This window comes from Arthrobacter crystallopoietes (assembly GCF_002849715.1).
Classification (GTDB): domain Bacteria; phylum Actinomycetota; class Actinomycetes; order Actinomycetales; family Micrococcaceae; genus Crystallibacter; species Crystallibacter crystallopoietes.
This window is the reverse complement of the sequence record NZ_CP018863.1, coordinates 1,410,430-1,423,707: the sequence shown is the minus strand read 5'-3', so window position 1 is coordinate 1,423,707 and position 13,278 is coordinate 1,410,430. Positions and strand designations below refer to the sequence as shown.

The 13,278-nt window shown below is 61.5% G+C and carries 14 protein-coding genes; 12 read left to right on the top strand and 2 right to left on the bottom strand.

Going from position 1 to position 13,278, the window contains the following annotated elements; genetic code table 11:
• Position 1: 1 nt before the first annotated feature.
• Entirely contained in the window at positions 2–925 is a 924-nt protein-coding gene (locus tag AC20117_RS06815; RefSeq protein WP_074700369.1) for an acetamidase/formamidase family protein, read from the bottom strand.
• Between the two features lie 12 nt (positions 926–937).
• Entirely contained in the window at positions 938–1,906 is a 969-nt protein-coding gene (locus AC20117_RS06810) for a branched-chain amino acid transaminase (RefSeq protein WP_158300437.1), read from the bottom strand.
• A gap of 444 nt (positions 1,907–2,350) precedes the next feature.
• On the opposite strand from AC20117_RS06810, the gene AC20117_RS06805 reads away from it, so the two are divergent.
• From AC20117_RS06805 to AC20117_RS06755, 12 genes are all read left to right on the top strand, one after another.
• Complete coding sequence (locus AC20117_RS06805) at positions 2,351–3,235, top strand: ABC transporter permease (protein WP_139186771.1); 885 nt, start codon at positions 2,351–2,353, stop codon at positions 3,233–3,235.
• Complete coding sequence (locus tag AC20117_RS06800) at positions 3,232–4,101, top strand: ABC transporter ATP-binding protein (protein ID WP_074700370.1); 870 nt, start codon at positions 3,232–3,234, stop codon at positions 4,099–4,101. Before AC20117_RS06805 ends, AC20117_RS06800 begins: the two co-directional genes overlap by 4 nt.
• Before the next feature lie 2 nt (positions 4,102–4,103).
• Entirely contained in the window at positions 4,104–4,946 is an 843-nt protein-coding gene (locus AC20117_RS06795; protein ID WP_074700371.1) for an ABC transporter ATP-binding protein, read from the top strand.
• Entirely contained in the window at positions 4,943–6,007 is a 1,065-nt protein-coding gene (locus AC20117_RS06790) for an ABC transporter permease (protein WP_074700372.1), read from the top strand. Before AC20117_RS06795 ends, AC20117_RS06790 begins: the two co-directional genes overlap by 4 nt.
• Positions 6,008–6,060: 53 nt before the next feature.
• Positions 6,061–6,915 carry an MBL fold metallo-hydrolase gene (locus AC20117_RS23230; RefSeq protein WP_074700373.1) on the top strand — a complete coding sequence of 285 codons (855 nt, stop codon included), beginning with the start codon at positions 6,061–6,063 and terminating at the stop codon, positions 6,913–6,915.
• 11 nt (positions 6,916–6,926) lie between these two features.
• Positions 6,927–7,760, top strand: coding sequence for an MBL fold metallo-hydrolase (locus tag AC20117_RS06785; RefSeq protein WP_074700374.1), 834 nt, complete (start codon positions 6,927–6,929; stop codon positions 7,758–7,760).
• Positions 7,761–7,838: 78 nt separating this feature from the next.
• Complete coding sequence (locus AC20117_RS06780) at positions 7,839–9,440, top strand: ABC transporter substrate-binding protein (protein ID WP_083339696.1); 1,602 nt, start codon at positions 7,839–7,841, stop codon at positions 9,438–9,440.
• A 62-nt stretch (positions 9,441–9,502) separates the two neighbouring features.
• Positions 9,503–10,213: a cysteine hydrolase family protein gene (locus AC20117_RS06775; protein ID WP_074700376.1), complete on the top strand. Its 711-nt coding sequence runs from the start codon at positions 9,503–9,505 to the stop codon at positions 10,211–10,213.
• Positions 10,210–10,977 carry an MBL fold metallo-hydrolase gene (locus AC20117_RS06770; RefSeq protein WP_074700377.1) on the top strand — a complete coding sequence of 256 codons (768 nt, stop codon included), beginning with the start codon at positions 10,210–10,212 and terminating at the stop codon, positions 10,975–10,977. The genes AC20117_RS06775 and AC20117_RS06770 overlap by 4 nt, the downstream gene beginning before the upstream one ends.
• Positions 10,974–11,783, top strand: coding sequence for an MBL fold metallo-hydrolase (locus AC20117_RS06765; RefSeq protein WP_074700378.1), 810 nt, complete (start codon positions 10,974–10,976; stop codon positions 11,781–11,783). The genes AC20117_RS06770 and AC20117_RS06765 overlap by 4 nt, the downstream gene beginning before the upstream one ends.
• A gap of 127 nt (positions 11,784–11,910) precedes the next feature.
• Positions 11,911–12,831 (top strand): polysaccharide deacetylase family protein, encoded by a 921-nt coding sequence (locus AC20117_RS06760; RefSeq protein WP_074700379.1) that lies wholly within the window; start codon positions 11,911–11,913, stop codon positions 12,829–12,831.
• A complete protein-coding gene (locus AC20117_RS06755; protein ID WP_074700380.1) occupies positions 12,828–13,250 on the top strand; it encodes a cupin domain-containing protein in 423 nt (140 codons plus the stop codon). Before AC20117_RS06760 ends, AC20117_RS06755 begins: the two co-directional genes overlap by 4 nt.
• Positions 13,251–13,278: the final 28 nt, after the last annotated feature.

The following is a 13,278-nucleotide window of genomic DNA, read 5'->3' as shown; positions in this document are numbered from 1 at the left end:
TTCAGTTGGGGCTGGTGCCGGGCACAAAGAGCGGGCTGTTGAAATAGCGCGTGCTGAGGGAGACCTTGACCGAGGCGCGTGCATTGACCAGTTGCGTGACGCCGACATCTGCTGCTGCGCTCAGGAGCATGGCAGCCTTTTCGGCGGGCCACCGACGGTCCGCCTGGAGGAGCGCCAGCATGTCGTCAAGGGCATGGCTTGCTGCCTCGTCGAGGGACTCGCCGTCGCCTATCGTGATGACCGATCCGCCGGAGAGCACCACGGGCCGCCGGGGCGCGGCGCCTGCGATCACGCTGCAGGAGAGCAGGATGTTTCCCGCTACTTCCACGGCCGTCAGCGAGCATTCCCCGTCGCCTTGGACTGCATGCAGGTCACCGGCGGACAGGAATGCCCCGGCAACTTGAACCGGAAGAATGACGGACGATCCTGCGACCACGTCCTTGCAGTCCATGTTGCCGCCGTGGGCACCGACGGTACTGGAATTGGGGGTGCCTGTAGAGGGGGCAAGGCCGATTTTGCCCACCATCGGCCTAATGGGGATTCTGGTTTCGGCATCGAAGAGCACCTCGTCGTGGACGATTTCCACGATGCGGCCGGTTTTTTCAAGTGTCCTGCTGAAGCCGCCCCTGCCGGGCAGGGTGACCATGGCGCCGCGGTCATCAATATTAATTTCGTGGATGTCGATGCGAAGGGCGTCGCCTGGCTGGGCGCCGGTAACCGCAACGGGACCGGTCACGGGGATCGACAGTTTTGCATAGTCGGTTGTCGTCTCAAACAGGCCACCGGTGAGCAGGCTGCTGGCTTCGATAATGAAGGGCTCACCTTCGGCGACCTCGAGCACGGGGTCGCTTTCGGCGGAAAACGTAGCAGAGGCGTGCCGGAGGGCGACACGTTTGGCGTCCTGAAGCGTCTGGGTGCTGTGCATCGTCTTTACCGGTCAGCCTGCGTAGACCGGAAGCGCCCAGTTTTGGTCTGCTGCCGCCCGGCCCAGGACGGCCTTTTGGTAAAGGTCCTGGATACGGCGTGTCAGCTCGCCTGCCGTTCCGTTGCCGATGGGGGTCCGGTCGACGGATGTGACGTGGTTTACTTCCGCCGCGCTGCCGCAGACGAAGATTTCGTCGGCTGAATACAGTTCGGTGCGGTCGATGGGCCGCAGGTCAACGTCCAGGCCCAGTTCCGTGCGCGCCAGGTGCAATACGCTGTCGCGGGTGATGCCTTCTAGAATGCTTTCGGTTGCCGGGGGTGTACAAAGCTTTCCCTGGCGGACCATGAATACGTTGTATCCGGCGCCTTCAGCGACATGGCCGTCTTCAGTCAGCAGCAGGGCGGCGTCGTAACCGTTCCGGCGGGACTCGAGGAGCGCGAGGCGGCCGTTCTGATAGTTTGCGATCGATTTGATTCGCGGCGGCATGGACCGGTCGGACAGACGCGCCCAGCTGCTGATCTGGACGTCGAGGCCGGACGCGCCGAAATAGTTGTTCATCGGAATCGCAGCCATGAAGACCGTGGCTGGCCCCGTGTCGTCGGGTTTGCCGTCGCTGGAGTCAACGAAGACCTGTGCCCGCATGTGAAGGTTGCTGCGGAGATTGTTCGCGCGGACCAGGCTCAGTAGCTGCTCGGAGAGCATCTCGATGTCCTGGGGTCCGTCGATTTCGACGACGCGCATGGAATCGACCAGACGGCGCATATGATCCGCAACACGGAAGGCATAGAGCTCGTTGTCGTCTTCGCTCCAATAGGCGCGGAAACCTTCGAATACCCCTACCCCATATTTCAAGGTTGTGCTGAGCACATGGAGGTTCGCGTCGGCGTATTCGACCAGTTCGCCATCCCGCATCAGATACGTGACCGGCGGATTGGCTGCCACGGGGGAGGTGGCATTGATGGTTTCGGGCAGGCTAGACATATGTAAGTTCCCCATCCTGTTCTGCTCCCGATGAGGAACACCGAAAGAGCGTGAAGTTATAAAAATCTTCAGTGGAGCTGTTGTGATCCTCATTATAGTGAAGCTAAGGCGGGTGCTGTCAATGGATGGCGAGCCAGGGGAGGTTCGGATTCTTCGCCTGCGGGAGGGAGTTCGTCGCCGACCGGGCAAATAGCAAGCACACTGAGAAAACGCCGACATACGGGCAAGGGCAGGCCTTCCCTGATAATGGCTCACGCGTTGCCGATTTGGGGAACGGCAGGAACGGGGGTTACTTTCTCGGTGTGATGCGGGCTACACTTCGTGTTCAATAAGCTGATGAAGCTTTGATATGCAACTTGTACAGGGTAAGACGAAGGAGTCCTCCATGTCCGCATACCGACGACCACGCCGCGGTGAGCGCAAAACATACAGCGAAGGGATCTCGTGAGTATCCAGGCCCGCCCGCGGACCATCACCGGTTTACCGGTACCGGGTACGGGCGGTAAGCGAGGCGCACGTATAAGAAACCGAACAAATCCAACCTTAACCGTCATCGCGGGGCTGTTTCTTATAGGACTTCCGCTCGCGGCGCTGCTGCCGTTTCCGCATGATCCGTTGCAGCCCGACGCGGCATCAACGGCGATCGCCCCCAATTCGGATCACTGGTTCGGCACAGACGGGATCGGAATGGATGTCTTCTCCCGGACCATTGAAGCTGCGCAGATCGATCTTCCCATCGCCTTGGCGGCCACGGTTCTGTCCCTGCTCGTGGGCGTTCCGCTCGGCCTTTTTGCCACCAGTGGCCGCATTGGTGATGCCGTCATGCGCGTTATCGATGCCTTCGCGGCGCTTCCGATCATCGTGATCGCCATTGTTGCCATTCAGCTGATGGGCGGAGGCGCTACCGATGTCATCCTGGCGATTGCCATTGTGGGTGCTCCCCGCTTCGTGCGGTTAACACGGGCGGCGGCGATCTCGCTGCGATCGGCGCGTTACGTTGAGGCGGCCATCGCTACCGGATGCTCTCCCGTACGCGTGGCATTCAACCATATCTTCCGAAACGCCTACGGGGTCGTGCTCGTGCAGGCGACTCTGACAGCGGCCAACGCGTTGGGAACAATTGCCGCCTTGAACTTCCTCGGAGTAGGCCTGCGGCCTCCCCAGCCGTCATGGGGCGGGATGATCAATGACGGTGCGAGCATGCTGGTGCGCGGGGAATGGTGGGCAGCTGCCTTTCCCGCACTGGCGATGTTGCTGGTCATCGGCTCGCTTAACATCCTTGCCGGCGCAATCGAGAACAAGATCGAGCGAGTGGAGCGGGCCAGATGACACGACTACAGGTACAGGACCTGGTAACGGAGTTCGACACGCGGAACGGCGTGATCCGGGCATTGCACGGCATTTCCTTTGATGTCGGCGACAGCGAAATCGTCGGGATTGTAGGTGAATCCGGTTCAGGCAAATCCACCATTGTCCGTTCGGTGATTAAGCTGCTGATGCCTCCTGGCCGGGTCGCCGCCGGGGCAGCACATTTCAATGGGCGGAACCTGCTCGAGATGAGGGAACGAGAGCTTCGACAGATCCGCGGCCGGGATATCGGTTTCGTGGCACAGAATCCATTCAGCGCACTCAACCCGGTACTGCGCATCGAGAAGCAATTCGCCAACATCGTCAAGGCGCACGGGCAGAGATTCAACCACGGGGCGCGTCAACATGCCATTGACCTGCTGACGGCGACAGGTGTGGGCGACCCCGAGCGGGTTGTCCATGGGTACGCCCATGAACTCAGCGGAGGGATGGCTCAACGTGTTGTCATCGCCATGGCTCTCTACATGAATCCCGGCCTGGTCATCGCCGACGAACCGACCACCGCTCTTGACCTGACCGTTCAGCGGCAGGTGCTCGACACCCTTCGCCGGCTCACCTCCGAAAGCGGCCGGGCCATGCTGATCGTGACCCACGATCTCGGCGTCGTCGCCAAATACTGCGACCGCGTGCTGGTGATGTACAACGGCCGCCTTGTGGAGCAGGGGCCCGTCTCCGAGGTATTTGTGCGACCGCAGGACCCCTACACGGTTTCGCTTCTTGAGTCGGTGGTATCAGCCGGTGCGTTGTCTCTGTCTGCCGAAGAAGCTGACCCGGACGGTACTGCTGCAGTACCGCAGATCCAGCTCACTGACTCCAGGAGGGCATAACCATGGCTGTTGTAGAAGTCAATGATGTCAGAAAGACGTTCCCCGGCCCGCAGGGACAGACGGTCACGGCAGTGGACGGCGTGTCGTTGTCGGTCGAAGCCGGAGAGTGCCTGGGTGTGATCGGTGAGAGCGGATCCGGCAAATCCACACTCGGACGGCTGGTCCTGCGGCTGATGGAACCTGATTCAGGATCCATTGTCCTGGAAGGCGAAGACGTCCTGGCGCTGTCCCGCCGGGAGTTGCGACGGCGACGGCGGCGCTGGCAGATCGTATTTCAAGAGCCTTTCGCCTCGCTTAATCCACGGCTGACGATCCGCCAGATCGTCGAGGAACCGCTGATCGTTTCCAAGATGTACAAAACTAGGGCGGAGCGTTGGAAAAAGGTGGCGCGGACCCTGGAAGAAGTGGGTCTTTCCGGTGAATTCCTCGACCGGCGTCCCGCGAATCTCAGCGGCGGACAGCAACAGCGCGTGGGGATTGCGCGTGCCCTCGTGACAGATCCGACCTTGATGGTTCTGGATGAACCGACCTCGTCGCTTGACCTGACCATCCGTGCTTCGATCCTTGCATTGCTGGCGGATCTTCGCCTGTCGCGGGGGCTGACCTACATTTTCATCTCCCACGACATCGAGACGGTACGGCACTTCTGCTCGCGCGTGCTGGTCATGCGGCGCGGAAAGTTCGTCGAGATCGGCACGAGCAGGCAAGTCCTGACGGAGCCCCGGGAACCATATACGCAGGCGCTCATGTCCGCTGCCATGCCACCGGTCCCCTATGAGTCCGCGGCTGCGCGCAGGGATTCCGGACGGGAAGCCGTCTCGCACATACAGGTGGGAAATCCATGATCCGTTACATCATTTCAAGAATTGTCATCGCGTTTCTCCTTCTCCTGGGGCTGATCAGTTTAAGCTTTGGCCTGGTCTCGCTCCTGCCGGGAAACCCGGCAGTCGCCTTGCTGGGCGAGTATGCAACGCCGGCGGACATTGCGCGGATCAACCAGCAGCTGGGACTGGATAAATCATTCTGGGAACGCTACTTCGACTACATGGCCAGGACCTTGCGAGGGGATTTCGGCGAGTCGTTTTTCACCGGAAGTTCGGTATCGGAAGAGATGCTGCGCCGATTGCCGAACACGCTCGTCTACCTGGTTCCGGGGCTGGCACTCGCCCTGGTAATCGGCATGACGATGGGAAGCGTTGCCGCCTACAAGTCGGGACGCTTCGCCGACCGTTCCTTCACCGGCGCCGTCTCCATTCTCATGGCCATGCCGGAGTTCGTGCTGGCACTTCTCCTGCTCTTCATTTTCTACCAGCAGCTGCAGATCGCCCCGGCACCCATGGGCATGCTCTCCAGTTCCGACATCCCGCCGCCGGAGATTACCGGCTCGGTACCCATAGATGCGGTCCTCTCAGGACAGTGGGCAACAGTGGGGGCAATCCTGAGCCGAGCGGGACTCCTCATTCTCACACTGGGCCTGTTTTTCGCCGCCCCGTTCGGAAAAACCGTCCGTACCGGTTTGATTCAGGTCCTGCATTCGCCCCAGGTCGAATTCGCCAAGGCATGCGGCTTACGCCCGCAGCAGGTCTACCGCTACGCGCTGACCGACATCCGGGGCTCGCTGATGACCTACATGGTGCTCCTGTTCGCAGCCGCGCTCAGCGGTGCTGCCATCGTGGAGAGCGTCTTTGCCTGGCCGGGCGTAGGCGGCTGGTCACTGGACGGCGTCCTCAAGGGCGACGTCCCCGTGATCCAGGGATTCGTGCTCGTGATGGGCGCGACAAGCCTAGGCGGCTACGTGCTCCTGGACACGCTGGTGACCCTTTTGGATCCCCGTGCCCGCAGCGCAGCCATTCAAGGCAAACGGACCTTGGGCCGGCGGAAGGCAAAACAGGCCGCCGGCGTGTGATTCACCCGTCCAGAACCATTGACACAACCAACACTATTCAATAGATTGAAGATATGTTCACTACATTGCATGAGGGCAAACTGGGTGTCCTCGGGGGAATGATTCCTCTGGATGAAAAAGTCAGCTGGGTGCCGAAAGGATCGACAGGATTCCAGCCGTCAAACTGCTACCTCCTCACCGAAGGACAGGACCATCTCCTGGTCGATACCGGGCTGGCCGTTCACGGCGGACAGATCCTCGATGACCTCGCCGAACGCGTGGGGGAGGGCGGCACTCTCTCCATGTTCTTCACACGCAGCGAAATGGATTGCGTGTCAAACCTCGAGCCGATCGCGGGAAGGCTGGATATTGAACGGCTCTTCACCGGCGGCGTCATCAACCCCTTCGACGCCTTCGACGACATGAGCAGGGCCGCTCTGCGCGGCCGGCGCCACCAGGTGGACAAGCAGCGCACCGGCGACGGTGACTCACTCGCCCGCGCTGCCGAAATCCAGGTCGGCGCCGGGCGCATCCTGGAGATCGAACAACCCCTGCTGCGGCTGCTGCCCACCTTCTGGGGCTGGGACGAGGCAACCGGGACCATATTCACATCGGACACATTCACCCACGGCGTGACCACCAGCCCCGACGGGCCTCGCGTCATCGACTCCACCACCGGCGACGACACAACCGTGGAACAGGTAGCCGGGCACCTGTACGCGAAGTACGAATGGCTGCCCCGGGCGAATTGCGAACCGCTGCGCGAATGGCTCTACGAAAAATTCACCTCGCTCGATCCCGAAATCATCGCCCCGTCCCGCGGAAGCGTGATCAAGGGCAGGGACGTCGTCAAAAGGCACCTGAACATGATGCTCGATGCCTTGAACCCCGTACATTCGCTTGCCGGGCCGGTCCCGGCACAGGTCTAGGAGCAAAACCCATGGGACAGCCAGTCGAAACAACCGATGATCCGGTCGAAATCATGAGCAGCGACCTCCCGCGGGACATCGCCGACGGGGTGACCTGGATGAGTTCCTGCCTGCCGTTCTTCCTGGCAGACCGGACCATCCACGGCCACAACTCCACCTATCTGGTCCGAGGCGAACATTCCTCCGTCCTGGTCGACACGGGCAACCCCGGCAGCTGGAACATTATCTCGGCCAAACTTGACGAGCTGCTCGAAGGCCAGCCGCTCACCTATGTTTTCCCGACCCACCCGGAGCTGCCCCACACCGGAAACCTTCCGCGACTGGTCGAGAAGTACCCCGACATCCAGGTCGTGGGGGATACCCACGACTACCACCTTTTCTACCCGCAGATCGTGCCCAACCTGCATGCCCGGGAACCAGGGTTCCGCATCGACCTTGGCGGCAGGGAACTGGTCATCGTCGAAGCCCTGATCCGGGACCTGCCGAACACCCAGTGGGCCTTCGTCCCCAACTCCGGGGTACTGTTCACCGCCGACGGCTTCTGCTACATGCACCGCCCCGAGCTCGACGACGAAGACCCCGTACATCTGCCGGGGGAGTGCGGCCTGACCACGGGCGAACTGTCGGAGCCGATCAAGGTCGAAAACGCCGCATTCTTTACCGGCAGTGCACTGTACTGGGCACGTTTCGCCAACGATGCCGACCAAGTGTATGACCGCGTGCTCCGTCTGATCGACGACCTGGACGTCAAATTCGTTGCCCCCACTCATGGAAACGTGATCACCAATATCCGAGATGTGGAACCGATCATCAGGGCAGGCCACAAGCAGGCCTACCGGTACTAGTACCAAAGCCCGTTCTACCTAGCAGTTCTTTATTGTCCTCTCCTGACAACAACGCATAGAGAACCGGAGACCATTTCCATGAAACGCTTGCCAGTATTTACCGGCTGCCTCACAGCCGCTCTCGCTGTAGTACTTACCGGCTGCTCGGGAGGCAGCAACGCCTCGGAGTCCTCAAACCAGAACGGTACCGAGACGGCCGTCGTGGGTGTGGGCGCGCTGCCCGACAGCCTGACCCCGTCACCCTGGGGAGGGAGCGCCTCACACGTCGTGCTGACCGGACTCGGCTCCCAACTGCTTCAGTACGAAAGGGGAGATACCGACGAGGCAACGTGCTCGGAGGTGTCCGAGAATGTCACCGGCCGCCTGGCGGAAAGCGCCGACCTCAACGAGGACGGTACCGGCGTGATCGTCAAGCTGCGCGAACTGACCAGCCAGTGGGGCAACACGCTTTCCGCTGAAGACGTGCGCTGGAGTCTGGAGATCGGGATGGAACGCCAGCCCGTCATGAAGGGGACGCTCAAGAGCAGCGGATTCGACGTGGACAATCTGGTCGCGATCATCGATGACCGCACGGTGCAGCTGAACGTCGCCGATCCGGGATCATTTACGGTCGAGTCACTCCAGAACAACCTCTTCTATATCCATGACAGCACCGAAGCCAAGAAGCACGCGACAGAGGAAGATCCCACCGCCAACGACTGGCTCTCGCGGAACCTCGCCGACTACAGCGGGTGGGAACTGGAAGAGTTCACCCCCGGCACGTCCTTGATCGTCACGGCCGACCCAGACTGGGAGGGCGAGCGGGGCTCGGCTGACCGCGTCGTGGTCAAGGCTGTGTCGAGCACTGCCACCCGCAGCCAGCTGCTGCAGCAGGGCGAGCTCGACGTGGCCAACGCTTTCGAATACGAACAGTACAAGACACTTGGCGAGATGGACGGTGTCACCGTTGCCGATTGTGCAAGCCAAAACCGCGACACGCTGATGCTCAACACCGAGGCCGGACCGCTGGCTGACAAGCGGGTCCGCCATGCCATCTCCATGGCCCTGGACCGGGACGCAATTGTCGAGGGTGCGTACGCAGGGTACGGCGAGGCAGCAGGATCGGTCTTCCCCATGATCGAGGACTCGAAGATCTACCAGCACGACCCGGAAGGAGCCAAGCAGCTCTTGAGCGAGGCCGGCTACGCCGACGGGTTCCCGCTGACGATCATCTACAGCGAAACCCGGCCGGGGCCTGTGGCCGCCAAGAGTGCGGTACTGATCCAGTCCATGCTCGGTGAAGTGGGCATCGACGTCGAATTGCAGAATATGGCGAGCACGACCGATTTCTCCACGGCACTGATCGACGGCCGGTACCAGGCGGCGCTGTACGCCGAACCGCTCGTCATTCTCGATCCGGCGTTCTACACCTACGCGTTCTACGGGACGAACGCCCCAAGCAACAGCACCGGCTGGTCCAGCCCGGAATTCGATGAGCTGCGTCTGAAGCTGGCGGCCACACCGGACGAGGAAAAGGAAACCCGAACGGCCCTGCTCGAGGACATGACGGCACTGGTGGACGAAGGTGCCGCGATCCTGTCCCTGGTGGAAGTGCGCAACATGCTGGCCAAACAGGAAGACCTGCCCGGTGGAATGCCGATGCCCAACAGCCAGGTCTACTTCGGCGAACTGGGCAAGTAGACGCAACCGACCCGTTCTGCGCGGTGACCCGCCGCACGGACCCAGACAGGACAGAGATAACCATGATTGAAATCTGCGGAAAGCAAGTGCGCGACACCCTTGACGAGTTGCTCGACCCGGCGACCTGTGCCCTTGTCGTCATCGACATGCAGCAGGGGGCGCTCTCCGCCGGCGCCGCCATCGGCGACTCGGGCCACGACCTGAGCATGATGCCCGGAGTCGTCGAACGGTGCAGCCAGAGCATCGCGGCAGCACGGGAGAACGCGGTGCCCATCTTCCACATCCGTGTCGAAAACCTGCCCGACGGTGCAAGTTCACCCCCGGCCTGGCTCCGGGCCCTGTATAAAACGGCAAACGGACGCCCCATTGATCTTGGCAAGCTGAGCATTAAGGGCGATCCAGCAACTGAATTCTGCGAACCCTGCCTGCCGGCCGAAGGCGAGACAGTCATCACAAAACGCCGCCCAAGCGCGTTCGTGGGAACGGAGCTGGCGCTGCTGCTGCGGAGCCAGGGAATCGAATCGGTCGCAATCGTGGGTATTTCCACCGGCGGGTGCGTCGAAGCAACACTGCGCGACGCTGTGCACAACGACTTCTACGCCGTGCTTCTGGAAGATGCCGTTGGAGCCTATGACACCGCCGTTCACGACGCCGCGCTGACCGTAATGCGGGCCCGCCACGACGTATGCACCGTGGACCAGGCTGTGTCCGTCTGGGCGCAGGCCCGCCGGGCTGAAGCCAGACTGGAAACTGAAAGCGTGACGCTGGGATGACTGGCCCCGCGACGGTATCCCGGTCAGGCAGCTTCACCCCCGGCGCCCTGGCCGACGGGCGGGTCCACCGCCTTGGCGGCACCATTGAACTCGACGCGAACGTCAGCTGGTGCCCTGACGGAATCCGGAAGAACCAGGACATCAACTGCTACCTCATTAAAGGGCAGGACGGTTCGGTGCTCGTGGACACCGGCGTGCGGCTTCATCAGGAGAACATACTCGCCCAGCTGGATGAGCTGCTTCAGCCTGGCGAACCGCTGTCCATCGTGCTGACCCGCACCGAAATGGAATGCTGCCTCAACATCCCGGCAATCGAGGCACGCTGTTCGGTGGAGGCAGTGTGGTACACCGGAGGAATTACGGTTCCCCGGTCTGCTGCTAAAGCAAACCGTATTGCCGTCGATCCCGGAACCGCCCTTGAGCTGGATGTTGGCTACGGCATTGTCCTTGAACTCATTTCCCCGTTGCTCCGGCTCCTTCCGACGCTTTGGGTCCATGACCCTGCATCCGGGGTACTGCTGACTTCCGACGCTTTTACACATGGCAGTGAGCCGGAGGCCGACCCGCGGGACGGCCTCCGCAAGTTCGAGTGGTTCACGGAAGCCGACACACACCAGATTGCGGACCACGTTCTCCAGGTTGTTCGTGAAAGAACCGTCACCGCGATCGGCCCGGGCTACGGGACACCGTTCAGCGGGATCCAGGAGTGCGCAGACCAGGCCGGAGAGCTGGCACGAGTGCTTCGGGAAGTAGGGGTCCGGTGACCGCCAACGACATGGAACACCCCAGAGCAGTTGCCGACGGAGCCCACTGGCTGGGCGGATGCCTTTCGGCCAACGCGCAGGGACACGAAGTCCACTACCACGTCTCGACGTACCTGGTGGTGGGGGTCAAGGCGGCGATCCTGGTCGATACCGGGGATCCGGCCCATCTGGCCACGGTGCTTGCGCAATTGGACGAGGCGCTGGGAGGGCGCCGGCTGGACTACATTTTTCCCACGCACCCGGAAATACCCCATGCAGGGAACCTTCCGGCACTGCTCGAGCGCTACCCCGAAGCCACCGTTGTCGGAGATGTGCGCGATTACTTCATGCACTACCCCGAACATGCGGATCGATTCTCCCCCCGTGGTGCCGGTGACCGAATCGACCTGGGCGGACGCGAGTTCATGTTCTTCCCGGCCCACATCCGCGATCTCTCCAACACCCTTTGGGGCTACGACAGCGGCTCGGGCATGCTCTTCGTCTCCGACGGCTTCTCCTTTATCCACGACATTCCCCAACCGGACGGGGAGGACGAGCCGGCACATTTGCCCGGCCAGTGCAGGTCGCTCTCGAGCGAGATGCCGCACCCCCCGACTGTCGAACAGGCCGCATACGGCACCGGACGCGCCCTCTATTGGACGAAGTTCGTCGAAGTCAGCACGGCCTTTGGAAACATCGAGCGACTGCTGGCGGAACACCCCACCCGGTGGATTTGCCCGGCACACGGAAACGTCATAGACGACGTCGAAGGAATGCTGAAAACATCCCTGGCAGCCCATCGGAAAGTGTTCGAGGAGCGAAGTTGAGATAGTGAAGGAGCGTCAATATAATGAAGATTGGAATTCAGCGCGAACAGGTGCTCTTCGCGTCCGTAAAGATAGCCGCGCGTCAGCGCGGCGCTTGAGATATGTGCAACCAGCGAGGAGTAGGTCGATGCGAGATTTCACCGGGTACGGAGAGAACCCGCCCGTTATCAGATGGCCGGACGGCGCCAAGGTGGCTGTCTCTTTGGTGATCAATTATGAAGAGGGGGCGGAAAGTTCCATTGCCGCCGGCGACGCACGGGATGAAGATGTATCCGTGTTCGGAGGGTGGTCCGCGGATCCAAGCCGCAGGAGCCTGATGAAGGAGTCGTTCTTCGAATACGGCAGCAGGGTCGGAATATGGCGCTACCTCGCAATGCTGCGCGAATACGCTCTTCCGGCTACGTTCATGGCCTGCGGGGCCGCGCTGGAGAAGAATCCCGAGGCCGCGCGGGCAATAGTCCGTGACGGACACGAAATTTGCGCCCATGGCTACAAATGGCGTGGGACGGTCGGCATGACGCCGGCAGAAGAGGAAGCCGAGATCCGGGCATCCGTTGCCGCCATCCAGGCCACTGCAGGAGTCACCCCCGTCGGCTGGTACGTGCGGGAAGGGATCACCGAGAATACACGTGAGATCCTCGCCCGGGAGGGATTCCTCTACGACTCAAATTCCTATTCGGATGACCTTCCTTACCTGGTGCAGGCCGGCGAGGCCTCACATCTGGTCGTGCCGTATGCCGGCGACACGAATGACGGGCGTTTCTGGGGAACCGGCAGCCTAGGCACCGGGGACGACTTCTACAGTGTCTTGAAAGACAGTCTGGATTGTCTCCTGCTGGAGGGCGAGACAGTGCCAAAAATGATGTCGGTCGGGGTGCATCTGCGCATCGGAGGCCGTCCCGGCGTAGCCCTGGGAGTACGCCGCTTCATTGAATACGCCCTGAACCAGGGCAACGTCTGGTTCGCCACCCGGGAAGAGATCGCCCGCTGGTGGCTCGAGCATTCGCCGGCCATGCCGGCTGAAGCCGCCTATGAGGGGGCGCTGTGACACGGCCGGAAGCAGGCGTGGCAACGGACCTCTCCCGTCTGGTGCACAACGTACACCGGGAAGGGTTCAAGGAACTGGACAAGGTGGGCCTCAAAGGCCAACCAGACCAGGGTCTGGTGTGCAATCTGATTTCGCGGGATCTCAGCGGATCCGACGACCTCAATGTCAGTTGGGGCCGCATATTGTCCGGGCAACACCACCTGTGCCACCATCACCCGGATGCCTCCGAGTTTTACGTCGTCCTCGCCGGCACGCCCCTGATCCACCTGGGCGACAAAGAATACCGGGCCAGCCCCGGGGACGGCATCTACATCCCCCGCGGAACGACCCACGGCATCACCAACGACACCGAATCCGATGTCGACATGATCGTGGGCGTCAGCAAACCCGCCGACTGGCAATTCGTTCCGGACGAGTAGAAGGCGGTTCGCCGAAGTTGCTTTTCCG